The organism is Methylobacterium sp. E-012, assembly GCF_057836545.1.
This window is the reverse complement of sequence record NZ_JBYQEY010000001.1, coordinates 4,789,758-4,805,000: the sequence shown is the minus strand read 5'-3', so window position 1 is coordinate 4,805,000 and position 15,243 is coordinate 4,789,758. Positions and strand designations below refer to the sequence as shown.

Annotated in this window: 13 protein-coding genes (1 of these 13 cut by a window edge); 8 read left to right on the top strand and 5 right to left on the bottom strand. The window is 72.5% G+C overall.

The features are described 5' to 3' along the window. From AC3IF1_RS22960 to AC3IF1_RS22950, 3 genes are all read left to right on the top strand, one after another. Positions 1 to 444, top strand: the 3' portion of a protein-coding gene (locus tag AC3IF1_RS22960) for an autotransporter assembly complex protein TamA (RefSeq protein ID WP_489219488.1). It extends 1,473 nt beyond the left edge of the window; only the last 444 of its 1,917 coding nucleotides appear in the window; its start codon lies off the left edge, out of view; the stop codon is at positions 442 to 444. Then, positions 445 to 4,800 carry a translocation/assembly module TamB domain-containing protein gene (locus AC3IF1_RS22955; protein ID WP_489219487.1) on the top strand — a complete coding sequence of 1,452 codons (4,356 nt, stop codon included), beginning with the start codon at positions 445 to 447 and terminating at the stop codon, positions 4,798 to 4,800. Between the two features lie 220 nt (positions 4,801 to 5,020). After that, the gene (locus tag AC3IF1_RS22950) at positions 5,021 to 5,338 is read left to right on the top strand and encodes an HPr family phosphocarrier protein (RefSeq protein WP_243968046.1); all 318 of its coding nucleotides are present in this window, start codon (positions 5,021 to 5,023) and stop codon (positions 5,336 to 5,338) included. A 6-nt stretch (positions 5,339 to 5,344) separates the two neighbouring features. On the opposite strand, the gene AC3IF1_RS22945 is transcribed toward AC3IF1_RS22950, so the two are convergent. The 4 genes from AC3IF1_RS22945 to AC3IF1_RS22930 form a co-directional block, all read right to left on the bottom strand. Further along, the gene (locus AC3IF1_RS22945) at positions 5,345 to 6,055 is read right to left on the bottom strand and encodes an endonuclease III domain-containing protein (RefSeq protein ID WP_489219486.1); all 711 of its coding nucleotides are present in this window, start codon (positions 6,053 to 6,055) and stop codon (positions 5,345 to 5,347) included. A 64-nt stretch (positions 6,056 to 6,119) separates the two neighbouring features. Continuing rightward, a complete protein-coding gene (locus AC3IF1_RS22940) occupies positions 6,120 to 6,968 on the bottom strand; it encodes a GNAT family N-acetyltransferase (RefSeq protein WP_489219485.1) in 849 nt (282 codons plus the stop codon). A gap of 106 nt (positions 6,969 to 7,074) precedes the next feature. Further along, a complete protein-coding gene (locus tag AC3IF1_RS22935; protein ID WP_489219484.1) occupies positions 7,075 to 8,169 on the bottom strand; it encodes a CobW family GTP-binding protein in 1,095 nt (364 codons plus the stop codon). A gap of 60 nt (positions 8,170 to 8,229) precedes the next feature. After that, positions 8,230 to 9,711 (bottom strand): D-alanyl-D-alanine carboxypeptidase family protein, encoded by a 1,482-nt coding sequence (locus AC3IF1_RS22930; protein ID WP_489219483.1) that lies wholly within the window; start codon positions 9,709 to 9,711, stop codon positions 8,230 to 8,232. Positions 9,712 to 9,966: 255 nt separating this feature from the next. Here AC3IF1_RS22930 and queE point away from each other — a divergent pair, with 255 nt between their 5' ends. Then, entirely contained in the window at positions 9,967 to 10,599 is a 633-nt protein-coding gene (queE, locus tag AC3IF1_RS22925; protein ID WP_489219482.1) for a 7-carboxy-7-deazaguanine synthase, read from the top strand. Positions 10,600 to 10,667: 68 nt separating this feature from the next. Here the strand turns inward: queE and AC3IF1_RS22920 are convergent, their stop codons facing one another. Continuing rightward, positions 10,668 to 11,582, bottom strand: a complete 915-nt coding sequence (locus AC3IF1_RS22920) for a DUF6925 family protein (protein WP_489219481.1) — start codon at positions 11,580 to 11,582, stop codon at positions 10,668 to 10,670. Positions 11,583 to 11,752: 170 nt separating this feature from the next. Between AC3IF1_RS22920 and rfbC the strand changes: the two genes are divergently transcribed. The 4 genes from rfbC to rfbA all read left to right on the top strand — a co-directional run bounded on the left by rfbC (position 11,753) and on the right by rfbA (position 15,232). Then, the gene (gene rfbC, locus AC3IF1_RS22915) at positions 11,753 to 12,304 is read left to right on the top strand and encodes a dTDP-4-dehydrorhamnose 3,5-epimerase (RefSeq protein WP_489219480.1); all 552 of its coding nucleotides are present in this window, start codon (positions 11,753 to 11,755) and stop codon (positions 12,302 to 12,304) included. 86 nt (positions 12,305 to 12,390) lie between these two features. Then, positions 12,391 to 13,440, top strand: coding sequence for a dTDP-glucose 4,6-dehydratase (gene rfbB, locus AC3IF1_RS22910; RefSeq protein ID WP_489219479.1), 1,050 nt, complete (start codon positions 12,391 to 12,393; stop codon positions 13,438 to 13,440). Beyond that, on the top strand, positions 13,440 to 14,345 hold the full coding sequence (gene rfbD, locus AC3IF1_RS22905; RefSeq protein ID WP_489219478.1) for a dTDP-4-dehydrorhamnose reductase: 906 nt from the start codon (positions 13,440 to 13,442) through the stop codon (positions 14,343 to 14,345). The genes rfbB and rfbD overlap by 1 nt, the downstream gene beginning before the upstream one ends. Further along, positions 14,342 to 15,232 (top strand): glucose-1-phosphate thymidylyltransferase RfbA, encoded by an 891-nt coding sequence (gene rfbA, locus AC3IF1_RS22900; protein ID WP_243968033.1) that lies wholly within the window; start codon positions 14,342 to 14,344, stop codon positions 15,230 to 15,232. The genes rfbD and rfbA overlap by 4 nt, the downstream gene beginning before the upstream one ends. Positions 15,233 to 15,243 lie beyond the last annotated feature (11 nt).

The following is a 15,243-nucleotide window of genomic DNA, read 5'->3' as shown; positions in this document are numbered from 1 at the left end:
TTCGACGACGAGGCCCGATACATCCTGGCCGGGCGGGTCGGATTCGGTTCGGTCTCCGGGGCGCCGCTCGGCGAGATCCCGGACAATTTCCGGTTCTTCGCCGGCGGCGGCGGCTCCGTGCGCGGCTATCCCTATCGCACCCTCGGGCCGATCGGGCCGTACAACCTGCCGATCGGCGGCCGCAGCCTGCTGGAGGCGTCCGTCGAAGCCCGCATCAAGGTCACCGACACGATCGGCGTGGTGCCGTTCTTCGACGCGGGGACCGCCTTCGCCTCCGCGCTGCCGGATTTCAAGGAGACAATCCGGAAATCGGTCGGCATCGGCCTGCGCTACTACACCGGGATCGGCCCGATCCGCGCGGATCTCGCGTTCCCGCTCGATCCCTACAAGGGCGGCCACGTGCGTCCGGCGGTCCTGTATCTCAGCCTGGGGCAGGCATTCTGAATGGCGGATTGCAGCGGGCGGGACGGAGCGCGGCGGCCGGTCTTCGCCCTTGGGCAGGGGCTGGGCGTCATCGGCGCGCTGGTCTGGCTCGCCGTCCTGCTCGCCGGAACCGTGACGCGCACGCACGCCGACGCGGGCGACAAGTCCGTGCTCGGCGGCCTCCTGTCCCGGGCGCTGTCCACGCCGTCGTCGCGGGTGGCGATCGGCGCGGTCGACGGCGCCCTGTCGTCTGACGCCACCATCCGGGACGTCGCCCTGAGCGACCGCGACGGCGTCTGGCTGAAGCTCGACAAGGCGCGCATCGTCTGGCGCCGCTTGGCCCTGCTCTCGGGACGGCTGGAGGTGGACAGCCTGGAGATCGGGCGCCTGGAGGTCCTGCGGCGGCCGATCCCCGGACCGACCCCGCCGGAGGCCAAGCCGGACGGCAAGCTCCTGCCGGATCTCCCCGTGAAGGTCGAGATCAAGGGCTTCCGGCTCGCGGAACTGGTCCTCGGTGAACCGGTCGCCGGGCAGGCTGCCCGCCTGTCCGCAGAGGGGCGCGCCCGGCTCGGCGCGGCGAGCGAGGGGCTGGACCTCACGGCCCGGGCGCAGCGCCTCGACGCCGCCGGGCGCTTCCTCCTCAGCCTGCTCTACGTGCCGACTGGCGACCGCCTGGAGCTGAAGGCGAACCTCGTGGAGCCCGCAGGGGGCCTGCTCTCGAAGGCGGCCAACATCCCCGGCACGCCGCCGATCGATTTCGACCTCGACGGGACGGGCACGCTCGACGCGTGGGCCGCCAAGCTCGATTTCGCCGCCGGTCCGGAGATCGGCGCGAAGGGCGGTGCCAAGATCTCGCGGATCGGCGCCGAGCGGCGACTCGCCCTCGACCTCGCGGCGCGCATTGAGGGCCTGGTGCCCGGTCCGGCCGCCGCGGTGTTCGCGGGCACCACGCAGCTCGCGGGCGGGTTCGCCTTCGCCGATAGCGGCGCCTTCCGGATCGACCGGCTGGACCTGACCTCCCAGACCGCCAAGCTCACCGCCGGGGGCAGCCTCACCGCGGACCGGATCGCGGACCTCACCCTCCAGGCCCGCGCCCTGCCCACCGAGGGCGGCATGACCCGGGCGGGCGAGGCCGAGATCGCCAAGCTCACCTTCGACGGCAGCCTCAAGGGACCCATCGCGGCACCGACCATCCGCGGCGGCCTCGACGCGGCGGGCCTGCGCGGCCGCGACTCCGCCCTGGATCGGATCGAGGCACGCCTGGACGTGGCGCCGCAGGGCGATCCGACCGCGCGGCGCTTCGCCATCGCCGCGGACGGGAAGGTCGAGGGCCTGCGGCTGGCCGATCCGGCCCTGCGGCGGGCCGTCGGAAGCCGGGCACAGCTCACGCTCCGGGCGGCAGCCGGGCCGGACGGGGTGATCGATGTCGCGACGCTCCGGCTCGACTCCGAGACCGCCCGGGCCGGCTACGTTGGCCGTATCGGGCAGAACACGCTGACCGGTACGCTGGATGCAGCTGTACCGGATCTCGCGGTGTTCTCCGGCCTCGCCGGGCGCGGGCTCGCGGGTTCCCTCGACGCCAAGGCGCGGCTGAGTGGCGACCCGGCCCGGAAGGCCGTCGCCGCCGATCTCACCGTCACCACGACCGGCCTCGCGACCGGGATCGCGGCGGCCGACCGGGTCCTCGGCCGAACGCCTTCGCTGCTGGGGCGGGTGTCGCGCTCCTACGACGGGTATGGGTTCGATCACCTGCGCCTGGAGGGGCAGGGCCTCTCCGCCACCCTCCAGGGCGAAGCGACCTCGGAGTTGGCCGATGTCGGCGGCCGCCTCGAGCTCCGGAGCCTCGCGGATCTGGACAATCGCCTCACCGGGCGCGCCGGCATCGAAGCGCGCCTCACCGGTTCCCTCGAGCATCCGGACCTCGCGGCGACGCTCACGGCGCCCGCCGCCACGGCCGACGGCAAGCCGATCCGCGACCTGCGGGTCGAGGCCCTCGTCAAGGATGGGCTCCTGGCGCCGGACGGCAGCGTTCGGCTCTCCGGCACCGTGGCCGGCAAGGCCCTGACCGGCGATGCCCATGGCGCGCGCGTGGGACCCGACTGGGCGCTCGACCGGCTCGCACTGAACCTCGGCTCGGTGGCGGTGGCGGGCAGTGCTACGGTTGCGGCCGAGACCTGGCTTTCGGCCGGATCGCTCACGGTGCGGGCTGCCAGCCTGGAGGATATCGCGCCCCTCGCCCCGGAACCGATGGCCGGCCGCCTCGACGCGGCCGTGACCCTCGCCCGCGACGGCGGTCGCCAGGATGCGGCGATCCGGGCGACCGGCGCGGGCCTGCGCTACGGCACCTACGCCCTGTCGCGGCTCGATGCCGACCTGAGGGGCCGCGACCTGCGCGCCCATCCGATCCTCGACGGGCGCCTGGAGGCCGACCGGCTGCTCGCCGCCGCCCAGCAGATCGACGCCCTCCGCCTCGTCGCCGACGGCAGCCCCGCCTTCAGCGACGTCACGCTGACCGCCAGGGCCCGCGGCTTCGGCCTCGACGGGGCGGCCCGCATCGTCCCGGCCGACGACACCCGCATCGAGCTCAAGGCTCTCTCGGCCGCCCGCGGGAGCGACCGCTTCGCCCTGGCCGGACCGGCCGTCATCACCCTCAGGAACGGCGGCGCGGTGATCGACGGGTTGACCGTCGCGGCGGGCTCTGGCCGGGTCTCGGTGACGGGCCGGGCCGGGCGCGACCTCGACCTGCGCATGGCGATCCGGGCGCTGCCGCTGTCCCTCGCCCGGATCGCCGCACCGGATCTCGCCCTGTCGGGGAGTCTCGACGGGGAGGCGGACCTGCACGGGCCGGCGGACAGGCCGGAGGGCCGCTACGCCCTCACGGTCTCGAAGCTCACGGCGCCGCAGACCCGGCAGGCGAGCCTGCCGCCGGTGGATGCCAGCGCCCGGGGCACGTTGGCCGATGGGCAGGCCAGCCTCGACTGCCGGGTGACGGCGGGGCGGGGCGTCGCCCTGACGGTGGCCGGCCGGATCCCGGTCGAGGCCGGCGGCGCGCTCGACCTCCGTGCCAAGGGCATTCTCGACGCGGCACTCGCCAACTCCCTGCTCAGCGTCGGGGGCCAGAGCGTCGCCGGGAAGGTCGCCATCGATGGCGGCGTCACCGGCACGCTCGCGGCCCCGCGGGCGCAGGGCGCGGCGACCCTGACCGCCGGCAGCTTCACCGATCCGCTCAACGGCATCCGCCTCACCGGAATCGAGGGCCGGGTCACCGGCCGGGGCGACAGCCTCGTGGTCGAGCGCCTGACCGCGGCGACCCGCAACGGCGGCCGCGTCTCGGTGACGGGCCGCGTGGCGCTGGAGCCGGATTTCCCCGGTCAGTTCCACGTCCTCGCCGACAGGGCCGAACTGGTGTCGAGCCCGCTGATGACCGCCGTGTCGAGCCTCGACCTCACCCTCGCCGGCCCGCTGGCGCGGACGCCGCGGATCTCCGGCCGGGTCGACATCGCGTCGATCGACGTCGCCGTACCGGACCGGCTGCCCGCGACCGTGCGGCCCCTGCCGGGGGTGCGCCACGTCAACACGCCGCCGGAGGCGCGCGCACGCCTGGCGCAGCGTGCCGGACCGCGGGCCGCGGCGACGCCCGGGCGAAGGTCGAAGAAACCCGTTGTGCCCTTCGACGCCACCCTCGACGTCGCGGTCGATGCCCCGAGCCGCATCTTCGTGCGCGGGCGCGGCATCGATGCCGAGCTCGGCGGCGCCCTCCGGGTGACCGGCACCTCTCTGGCCCCCAACGCGGTCGGCGCCTTCGCGATGCGGCGCGGTCGCCTCGACCTCGTCGGGCAGCGTCTCGACTTCAGCCGCGGACGGGTGAGCTTCGCGGGCAGCCTGACGACTCCGGACCTCGATTTCGCCGCCGAGACCAAGGCCGGCGACGTGACCGCCCGCGTCGCGGTGACCGGGCCGGCGGACGCGCCGCAATTCGCCCTGACCTCCGATCCGGTGCTGCCGCAGGACGAGATCCTGTCGCGTCTGCTGTTCAAGAAGGCGGCGGGCGGATTGTCACCGTTCCAGGCCCTGCAGCTCGCGCAGGTCGTGGCCCAGCTCTCCGGCGGCGCCGCCGGTCCGGACGTGTTCGAGCAGGCGCGCAAGGGCCTCGGCCTCGACAGCCTCGACGTCTCCACGGGGTCCAGCGGCGGCCCGGCGCTCGGCGCCTCGCGCTACATCTCGGACCGGGTCAGCGTCGGCGTGAAGGCCGGCGCCAAACCCGCCGACACCGCGGTCGGGGTGGATTTCGACGTTACCCGGCGGATCAAGCTGAAGGGCGAGGCGGGCAGCGACGGCCGAACCAGCCTCGGCGTCGGCGCCGAATACGAGTGGTGAACGGCCGCCGACACCGCACCGCGCCTCATCGGCGGCGCTGATCCCGCGGTCCTGGCGCATCCGGACTTATCGGCCCGGAGCGCGGTCCGCCGTCTCCAGCAAAACGCGATGCGAATCAAAACGGTAGCGCCCCGTGCCGGTTCCGCTATCCGGAGCGATGCGCTAGCGTCGTCACAAGCGGCTTCGACGACCGCGGATCGGGCGGGACATATTACGGGCGATGGACGACCTTTTCGAGACGGATGACGATCCCCCGGTTCCGGAGGGCGGGATCCTGCGCAGGCTGCCGATCATCAACCGGCGCGGCCTGCACGCCCGGGCCTCCGCCAAGTTCGTGCAGACCGTGGAGCGCTACGATGCCGCGGTTACGGTGACCCGGGCGGGCGAGACCGTGGGCGGGCGCTCCATCATGGGGCTCCTGACCCTGGGCGCCGCCATGGGGACGCAGATCGCCGTCACTGCCGTGGGGCAGGACGCCGAAGCCTGCCTCGACGCCATCGCGGCACTGGTCGCCAACCGGTTCGGCGAGGACGAGTAGGCGCGCTCAGGTCGTCTTGCCCGGCCAGGTGCACAGGTCCGAGACCGGGCATCGTGGGCAGGCGGGTTTCCGGGCCGTGCAGGTATCGCGGCCGTGACGGAACAGCCAGACATGGGCGCCGTCCTTGAACCGCTCCGGCACGATCCGGGCGAGACCGTCGGCGACCGCATCGACGGTAGCACCGGGGGCGAGCGGGATCCGGTTCGAAACCCGGAACACATGGGTGTCGACCGCGATCACCGGCTCGTGGAAGGCGAAGTTCGCCGTGACCTCGGCGCTCTTGCGGCCGATGCCCGGGAGGCGGCGCATGTCGATGGACCTGGGCGGCACGGCGCCGCCGAACTCCGCGATCAGGGCCGCCGACAGCTTGACGATGTTGCGCGCCTTCGAGGGCCCGAGCCCGACCGGCCGGATGATCTCGGTGATCCGGGCCTCGCCCAAAGCCACCATGCCGGCGGGATCCCGGACTTCCGTGAACAGCGCCTCCGCGATCCGGGCGACCGTCGGGCCGGTGGACTGGGCGGAGAGCAGGACGGTCACGAGGAGGCGATACGGGTCGCTGCGGTCGAAGCCGGCTTTCGGATCCGGGTCGGCCTCCGCCAGCCGCGCCATCACGGCCGCGACCCGATCGGCATCATGGCCGTCGGACGATCCCTCCGGCGCGGCGCCGACGCGGCGCGGGGTCGATCGGAGGCCGTGAAGGGTGTCGCGCGCCATGCCGGGCAGCTAGCGTTCGGATCGGTGCCCCGACAGGCCCGGCCGTCCGCGGCCGATTGACCGTTCAGGCCCGCCGCCAGGGCACGGAGGCCGCGCCGGTCCCGAGATGGAGCGTGCCGGCGACGATCGCGCCGGCCCGGCGCAGGAACTCGACCCGCAGGGCGCCCCGCCGGGCGAAGAGGCGGCTGACCACACGGACCAGGGACGCCTTCGCCGGATCGGCGATGATCGGCCGCTCCGCCGTGCGGGCGTCGAGCGTGAGAAAGGTCTCGACCGCGTCGCGCACGGCGTCCGGCGCGGTCACCGCGTGCATCTCCGAGGCGGGTGCCTGCCAGCCCACGGGGCGGACACCCATGAGGCGCTCCGACGGAACCGGCCGGGACCACGCCCGACGGCTCGCCGCGAGGGCGGGACGGTTCGCCACCGGGATCCCAACGGGCTCGACCGCGCCGACGAGGCGGATCGAGCGGCGCAGCGCCGCGAGCCGGGCCCGCAATGCCCGATCGACGGCCTCCGCGGCGGCCTGCTCGACCAGGGCGGCGGCTTCGGATTCGACCGGCTGCCAGGGACGGGCGCCACCGCCCCAGACCGGATGCGGCATTGCCAGCGGCACCACGCCGTGCAGTGCCTCGCGCCCGGTTTCGACGTCGCGGCTCCACGCGAGGGCGACCGCGACCCGGCGGCCCGCGGGACGGTGCTGGGCGAGCGGCAGCAGATGATCGGGGTCGCGGAGCGGATCGGTCACCGCGTTCCGGACCAGCATGGCCCGCCACGCGGAAATTGCGTCCGCATCCACGCCGCCGGGGCGGTGGAGATCGACCCGCATCACCGACGGCCGATCCGGGGCCTGCGCGGGACGCGGCTCGGGCCTCCCGGACAGGCCGCCCTGTATCACGGTGAAGCGTGGCGCCATCGCGTGTCCTGCCTCTCGACGCTTCGTCCCATATCGGGACGCATCGGCGCCTCCGAAGCGCCGCTCGGTGCGCACGCTTCAAGGCCGATGCCGCGCCGGTGCGGCGTCAGGGACCGGGGATCGCCAGGGGATTGTCGGTGAGCGCGGCGGCATCCGGGGCATCGACGCGCGGGCGGCCGAGGAACGCGTCCCACAGCCGCTGGACGAAGGCGGGGTCGAGGTCCCGCAGGATCAGCACGAGCCGGGACGTGTGGTCGGGATCCGGCCAAGCCGGGAGGGTCAGGGGGGCGTGGAACACGTGCTGGACGCCGTGGACCACCAGCGGCCGTTCGGGATCGTCGGCGAGCGCCACGATACCCTTGAGCCGCAACAGCTTCGGCCCGTGGCCCGAGCGCAGCAGGTCCATGAACATCTCGAAGGCGGGACGCGGTACGGGCGTCGCGCTCGTCAGGCAGACGGCCTGGATCGACGCATCGTGCCGGTTGACCTCGGGGTCCCGGTGATCCGCCTCGGCCCGGATTGCGTCGCCGAGCCACGTCCGCACATCCGCACCCTTGCCGTCGAGGCCGAACAGCCCGCCGAGCAGCACCTCGGCGGCGGCGTCCGGCGCGACGATCGGGGCCGCGGGATTGAGCGCGGCGAGGCGGGCGCGGATCCCGGACACGTCGTCCGCGAGATCGGCCTTGGAGAGGACGATGCGGTCCGCGACCGCCGCCTGCCGCACGGCCTCGGGATGGGCGTCGAGGGTTGCCGAACCCGTGACTGCATCGACCACGGTCACCACGGCCTGAAGCCGGTATCGGAGCACGAGATAGGGATGGTAGATCAGCGCGTGCAGGATCGGCGCCGGATCGGCGAGGCCGGTGGTCTCGATGATCACGCGGCGGAACGGCCGGATCCGGCCGTTGTCGCGCTTGCGCAGCAGATCCTCCAGGGTCGCGATCAGGTCGCCCCGCACCGTGCAGCACAGGCAGCCGGCGCCCAGGAGGATCATGTCCTCGTCGACGGTCTCGATCAGCAGGTGATCGAGACCGATCGCGCCGAACTCGTTGACGATCACCACCGTGTCGGCGAGCGCGGGATCGCGCAGCAGCCGGTTCAGCAGCGTGGTCTTGCCGGCGCCGAGGAAGCCGGTGAGCACCGTGAGCGGGATCGGCTCCGGGCGTCGCGGATCGGGGACGGGCGCAGGGCTGAATGACATGAGCGTCGAGGTGGGGTTTCCCAGCACCCGCGGCAACGCGGCGGGGCGGGACAGGGGCGCCTATTCGTCGGACGCGGCCTTCTTGGCGGCCGGCTTCTTGGCTGCGGCCTTGGCTGGAGCGGCCTTATGGGCGGCGGCTTTCGGCGCGGGCTTCGACAGGCCCTTGCCGGGTTTGGCCTCCGGCATCGTCGGTGTCTCGACAGCGGTGTAGGCGCTCGCCGCGTGGGGGAGGGGATGACCCGCCTTCGCGGCGACCTTGGCGGCCGGGGTCTTGGCCTTCGCCGCCTGCGCCTGTTCCGCGCGCGCCGCGCGGGCCTGCTTGGCCGCCTCCAGCGCCGCGAGGCGCCTGGCCCTGGCGGCTTCGAGCTTCGCCGCCCGGCTGTTGGCGACGGCGGCCTTCTGCTCGGCCTCCTGCGCGTCTATGATCTGCTGACCCTCGGCCGGGTTGCGGCCGATCCAAACGGCGATCGGCTGCAGGGGCGCCCGCGGCGGCAGGCTGCGCGCACGCAGGGCCGGGTTGGAGAAGGCGGCGAGCGCCAGGGCCGGCGAGTTCGCCGCGGCCCCGCCGATCAGCTGTGCCGCGGAGCCGGGTGCATTGAGCGCGCCGGGCCCGTCCTCGATTGCCGGGGGCTTCTTGCCGCCGCAGACGAAGGGACGCATGTCCGGCGGCGCGGAAAGCGCTGAGGCCGGCAGCGCATCCAGCGTCGGGCTGGTCCAGCCGGCACTCTGGGCGAAGGCATAATCGAACAGGTCGGCGGCCTTCACGTCGCGCTCGCGCGGGCTCGGCTGCCCCATCACGATGGTGACGATCCGCCGGCCGTTGCGGGTGGCTGTGGCCACCACGTTGAAGCCGCCCGAGCAGATGAAGCCGGTCTTCATCCCGTCGGTGCCGGGATAGCGCCCGAGCAGGCCGTTGTGGTTCGCCATCACCGCACGGCCGAACTGGATCGCCGAGATCGAGAACAGGTCGTGGGACTCCGGGAAGTCGCGGATCAGCGCCCGGGCCAGCACCGCCATGTCGCGGGCCGAGGTCCACTGGCGCGGATCGGGCAGGCCGTTGGGATTGTACCAATGGCTGTCGTGCATGCCGATCCGCTGGGCGGTCTCGTTCATCAGGGTGGCGAAGTTGTCGATCGAGCCGCCGAGATTCTCGCCGATCGCGTAGGCGATGTCGTTGGCCGACTTGACCATGATGATCTTGAGGGCGTTGTCGAGGGTGAGCTGCGTCCCGGGCTTGAAGCCCATCTTGGAGGGCGGCTCGGCGGTGGCGGCGGCCGAGATGGTGATCATCGAATCGAGCGAGACCTTGCCTTGCCGCACGAGGTCGAGGGCGACGTAGGTGGTCATCAGCTTCGTGATCGAGGCCGGATACCAGGGGTCGGTCGGCGCCTGCGCGTAGAGCACCTTGCCCGAATCCACGTCGGCGACGAGGATCGGTACCGTCACCGCATCCGCCGCGCGGATTCCGGCCAGGCTCGCTCCGAGCACACCTGTCAGCGCCGCAAGCCCGACGGTGAGACGCCGGAAGAGAGAAGGGGACATTCAGGCCGACTCGTCAGAGGATCGCCAGGATCGACGCCGCCAGGCGCCGCTATTCCGGCCGCGGGCCGGAGGGAGGCGCAACCCGGGCGGCCGAATTCGGCCGCCGCGCTGCATCTCGGCATCAACGAGGGCACCGTGGCAAGAGCAAGGCGAGAGCGCACCGCGACTCTGCGCGGCGTGGTTGTCAGTGGTCTGGGACGTGCGCGCCGCCTATCTGCAGGGCGTGCGGCGCGCGAGACGGTGGCTGGAACGGCAGTGAGTTACGCGGTCAAGGAAATCTTCCACACCCTTCAGGGGGAGGGCGCCCAGGCGGGGCGCGCGGCGGTGTTCTGCCGCTTCGCCGGGTGCAACCTCTGGTCCGGGCGCGAGGCGGACCGCGCCGCGGCGGCCTGCCGATTCTGCGACACCGATTTCGTCGGTCTCGACGGCGAGGGCGGCGGGCGCTTCGCCGACGCGGCCGCCCTCGCCGCCTCCGTCGCGGCGACCTGGCTCGGCGGCCCCGAGAACCGCTACGTCGTCTTCACCGGCGGTGAACCGCTGCTCCAGCTCGACGCGCCCCTGATCGAGGCGGTGCACGCGCAGGGCTTCGAGATCGCCATCGAGACGAACGGCACGCTGCAGGCCCCCCCCGGCATCGACTGGATCTGCGTCAGTCCGAAGGGAGCCAACCCCCTCGCGCAGCGGAGCGGCCACGAGTTGAAGCTGGTCTATCCGCAGGTGGATGCCGACCCCGCGGACTTCGTCGGCCTCGATTTCCGTCACCGCTTCCTCCAGCCCCTGGACGGGCCGGGCCGGATCGCCAGCACCGAGGCCGCGATCGCGTATTGCCGGAGCGACGCCCGCTGGCGCCTCTCGCTCCAGACCCACAAGATGATCGGGATTCCCTGAGCTTCGGCGGTGCATCGGGCCGTCCGGCCACGCCATGCCGGCCGGAGCCCTGGGTGAATCTCGGGACATCAATAGCCCATGGTCGCGCGCTGGGCCGAGGCGGCCCGGATCGCCGAGCGCGCGAACCGTCCGTTTGCCGCAGTCGGGTCGGGGGTCTCGCCGGACAGGACAGCGGTCCGGAGGGCGGTGAGCCCGAGATCGCCCCAGTCCGCAAGGAGGCCCCCGAACGCCCGGTGACGCGCCGCGTCGAACGGGATCGACCGGCCGGTCCCGTCCTTGGCCGGATGGGCCGGGTGCAGCGCCCCGATGGGCACCCAGCCTTTCGGGATCGGCGCAGTGGCGGCGTGCGTGCGCCGCAGTCGAAGCAGCTTCGGCAGGATATGGCTGTGCGGCCCGGGAACGCCGATCCCGCCGGGCGGCGGGATCGGCGTGTAGACCTCGATCCGCCCGGCGCGGGCGAGGAAGACCCGGTGCGGGCTCGATGCGGCGAGGGCCGCGAAGACCGGATTGTCCGGCAGCAAGATCGGCCGACCGGCCCCGGCGCGGAGCCGGTCGATCAGGGCCGGATCGGTCACGCGCACACAGGCATCGGCCGCCGCAAGTCCGAGGCCGAGATCGAACAGGATCCCGTCGCGATCCTTCGGACGGACTGCGGCGGCGTCGGGCCCCAGCTCGGTCAGCACCGCGCGCTGCCCCATCGCGCAGGCCGCCGCCGGCAGGCAGAGCGCGACCGCCTGGCTCCATCCGCCCGCGAAGCCGGTCTCGTAGGCGACGGGCCTGAGATCCGATGGCGGAGCGAGCGCGACCGCGCCGCGGTCCGTTGCGCACCCGAGGCGGCCGTCATCGAGGGGCCGCGCCGGCTCGCCGGGATCCCGGCGGAAGACCGCGATGGCGCCGTAGCTGCCGAGACTCCAAGTGCAATCCGGGTCGGCAAGCTGCAACCGCAACAGGGTCGGCAGGGATTGCCCCGATCGGCCCCTCATCGGTTTCCCCGCGTTCGGCATCGTAGGCGCTACGCCTTGACATGGCCCGCGAATGACCGGAAGTCGCGGGTCGATCGTCGCGGTAGAGTTCGGCGACGCGGGCGCCCAGCTGGGAACGAGCAGCGCGAAGACGCCCGCCGCGCCACGGGACCCGCGGGAAGGGCGCTGGTATGGACGTCATCGAGACCGAGATCCCGGACGTGAAGCGCATCGTGCCCAAGCGCCTGGGCGACGCGCGCGGCTGGTTCTCCGAGACGTTCCGGGTGGACGCGCTGGGGCGGGCCGGCATCGCCAACACCTTCGTTCAGGACAATCAGTCCTTCTCGGCCCCGCAGGGCACGATCCGCGGCCTGCACTTCCAGATCGCCCCGCGCGCCCAAGCCAAGCTCATCCGCGTGCTGCAGGGCGCGATCCTGGACGTGGCGGTCGATATCCGCAGCGCCTCGCCGACCTTCGGCAGGTTCGTGGCCGTGACCCTCGACGCCGAGACGGGCACGCAGCTCTTCATCCCGCACGGCTTCGCCCACGCCTTCTGCACCCTCACGCCCGACGTGATGGTCGCCTACAAGGTCGACGACTATTACAGCCCCGAGCACGACCGGTCGCTCGCCTGGAACGATCCCGAGATCGGGATCCCGTGGCCGGTCTCGGGCGAGGCCGCGATCCTGTCGGACAAGGACCGCCGCGCCCCCCGGCTCACCGAGCTCGGGCGCGCCTTTTGACCGGCCAAGCCGTAATTTTGTCACGGCGCGCAGCCTTCTGCTGCCCCGCCATCCCGTTTCCGACCCGTCCGAGGAGGTAATCCGCCATGCGCATCCTGGTGACCGGAGGCTGCGGCTTCATCGGCTCGGCGCTGGTGCTGCACCTCGTCGAGGATCTCGGCCACGAGGTCTGCACCTTCGACGCGATGACCTATGCGGCCAATCCAATCTCCCTGGCGCCGCTCGCCGACAACCCGCGCCACCGCCGGGTCGAGGCCGATATCTGCGACCGCGCCGCCGTGCAGACGGCGTTGGCCGAGTTCCGCCCCCAGGCCGTGATGCACCTCGCCGCCGAGAGCCACGTCGACCGCTCGATCACCGATCCGGGCGCCTTCGTGCGCACCAACGTGATCGGCACCCAGACGATGCTGGACGGGGCCCGCAGGTATTATGAATCCCTGCCGGAGGCGGACAAAAAGAGCTTCCGGTTCCTCCACGTCTCCACCGACGAGGTCTACGGCTCGCTGCCGCCGGACGCCTTCTTCACCGAGGAGAGCCGCTACGACCCGCGCTCGCCCTACTCAGCCTCGAAGGCGGCCTCCGATCACCTGGCGCGGGCCTGGCACGAGACCTACGGCCTGCCGGTGCTGGTGACCAACTGCTCCAACAATTACGGGCCGCGTCACTTCCCCGAGAAGCTGATCCCGCTGATGATCCTCAATGCCCTGGAGGGCAAGGCACTGCCGGTCTACGGCGACGGTCAGAACGAGCGCGACTGGATCCACGTCGAGGACCACGCCAGGGGCCTCGTCGCCGTGCTGGAGCGCGGCCGGGTCGGACAGACCTACCTGCTCGGCGGCCGGGCGGTGCGCAACAACCTGGCGGTGGTGAAGGCGCTCTGCGCGGCCTTCGACCGTCTGCGCCCGGAGAACGCCCCGCACGAGAAGCTGATCAGCTTCGTCGCCGACCGCCCGGGCCATGACCGGCGCTATGCCATCGACTGCACCAAGGCCGAGACCGAGCTCGGCTGGCGCCCCCAGAAGACCTTCGAGCAGGCGCTCGAAGCGACCGTCGCCTGGTACCTCGACAACGAGAGCTGGTGGCGCCCGATCCGCGAGGGCCGCTACAAGGGCGAGCGCCTGGGGCTGAACACCTGATGGGGGTCCTCGTTCTCGGCGGTGGCGGCCAGGTCGGCACCGAGCTGCAGGCCCTGGCCTGGCCGGACGGCGTGTCGGTGCACGCGCCGAGCCGCACCGGACTCGACATCACCGACCCGGCGGCCGTGGCGGCGGCGCTCGACAGCTGCGCGTACCGGGTGGTGATCAACACCGCCGCCTACACCGCGGTCGACAAGGCCGAGTCCGAGGTTGTGGCGGCGTGGCGCCTCAACGCGCTGGCCCCGGCGATCCTGGCGGCGGCGACGGCCGAGCGCAAGATCCCCCTCGTCCATGTCTCGACCGACTACGTCTTCGCCGGCACGAAGCCAGACGGGGCCTACGCCCCCGACGCACCCATCGACCCGCAGAGCGTCTACGGGGCCAGCAAGGCCGCGGGCGAGCTCGCGGTGCGCACCGCCAACCCGCGCCACGCCATCGTCCGGACCGCCTGGGTGGTGAGCCCGCACCGGGGTAACTTCGTCAAGACGATGCTGCGGCTCGCTGGCGAGCGCGACGCCCTGACGGTGGTCGACGACCAGCACGGCTGCCCGACCTCCGCGGCCGACCTCGCCGCCGCCCTGGCCACGATCGCGCAGCGCATGGCGACCGACGCGCAGGCGCCCACCGGCACGTTCCACTGCGTCAACGCGGGCGACACGACGTGGCGCGGCTTCGCCGAGGCGATCGTCGCCGGCGGGGCCCGGCGCGGCGGCCGCTCCATCCCGGTCGAGGGCATCCCGACCGCTGCCTATCCGACCCCGGCCCGGCGGCCGGCCAATTCGCGCCTGTCCACCGACAGCCTCACGGCCGCCTACGGCATCGCCCCGCGGCCCTGGCAGGCGGCGCTCGACGACATCCTGGACCGGCTCGTCGGGCCGGTTCGCGAGGGAGTATCCAAGCCATGAAGGGCATCGTTCTGGCCGGCGGCTCCGGCACGCGGCTGCACCCGGCCACGCTGTCGATCAACAAGCAGCTCCTGCCGGTCTACGACAAACCGATGATCTACTATCCGGTCTCGGTGCTGATGCTCGCCGGCATCCGCGAGATCCTGATCATCTCGTCGCCGGAACACCTCGACAATTACAAGCGCCTGTTCGGCACCGGCGAGCAGTTCGGCCTGCGATTCTCCTATGCCCTGCAGCCCCGGCCGGAGGGCCTCGCCCAGGCCTTCGTGATCGGCCGCGAGTTCGTCGGCACCGACGACGTGGCGCTGATCCTCGGCGACAACCTGTTCTTCGGCGCCGGCATGGGCGCGTTGCTGGCGCGGGCCGCGGCGCGCAAGCAGGGGGCCACGGTCTTCGCCTACCACGTGGACAATCCCCAGGCCTACGGCGTGGTCAGCCTCGACAAGACCGGGCGCCCGACCCGGATCGTCGAGAAGCCGCAGAACCCGGATTCGACCTGGGCGGTGACCGGCCTGTATTTCTACGACAACCAGGTCCTCGACATTGCCGCCGACGTGAAGCCCTCGCCCCGCGGCGAGCTGGAGATCACCAGCGTCAACGAGGTCTATCTCGAGCGCGGGCAGCTGCACGTGGAGCGCATGTCCCGCGGCTATGCCTGGCTCGACACGGGGACCCACGACAGCCTCCTGGAGGCGAGCGAGTTCGTCCGCACCCTCCAGCACCGCCAGGGGCTCCAGGTCGCCTGCCTGGAGGAGATCGCCTATCTCCAGAACTTCATCACCCGCGAGCAGCTGGTGGCCCGCGGCGAGATGTTCGCCAAGACCAATTACGGCCAGAACCTGCTGCGCCTCGCCCGGGAGAGCGACGACGAGCGCGCCCTGCGCTGATCCCGCCCGTC

Bases quoted from the DNA above. Each gene is read 5' to 3' on its own strand.
- rfbC (WP_489219480.1), top strand. From the start codon at position 11,753: ATGGACGTCATCGAGACCGAGATCCCGGACGTGAAGCGCATCGTGCCC.
- AC3IF1_RS22920 (WP_489219481.1), bottom strand. From the start codon at position 11,582: ATGAGGGGCCGATCGGGGCAATCCCTGCCGACCCTGTTGCGGTTGCAG.
- AC3IF1_RS22945 (WP_489219486.1), bottom strand. From the start codon at position 6,055: ATGGCGCGCGACACCCTTCACGGCCTCCGATCGACCCCGCGCCGCGTC.
- rfbD (WP_489219478.1), top strand. From the start codon at position 13,440: ATGGGGGTCCTCGTTCTCGGCGGTGGCGGCCAGGTCGGCACCGAGCTG.
- rfbB (WP_489219479.1), top strand. From the start codon at position 12,391: ATGCGCATCCTGGTGACCGGAGGCTGCGGCTTCATCGGCTCGGCGCTG.
- AC3IF1_RS22935 (WP_489219484.1), bottom strand. From the start codon at position 8,169: ATGTCATTCAGCCCTGCGCCCGTCCCCGATCCGCGACGCCCGGAGCCG.
- AC3IF1_RS22955 (WP_489219487.1), top strand. From the start codon at position 445: ATGGCGGATTGCAGCGGGCGGGACGGAGCGCGGCGGCCGGTCTTCGCC.
- AC3IF1_RS22930 (WP_489219483.1), bottom strand. From the start codon at position 9,711: ATGTCCCCTTCTCTCTTCCGGCGTCTCACCGTCGGGCTTGCGGCGCTG.
- rfbA (WP_243968033.1), top strand. From the start codon at position 14,342: ATGAAGGGCATCGTTCTGGCCGGCGGCTCCGGCACGCGGCTGCACCCG.
- AC3IF1_RS22940 (WP_489219485.1), bottom strand. From the start codon at position 6,968: ATGGCGCCACGCTTCACCGTGATACAGGGCGGCCTGTCCGGGAGGCCC.
- AC3IF1_RS22950 (WP_243968046.1), top strand. From the start codon at position 5,021: ATGGACGACCTTTTCGAGACGGATGACGATCCCCCGGTTCCGGAGGGC.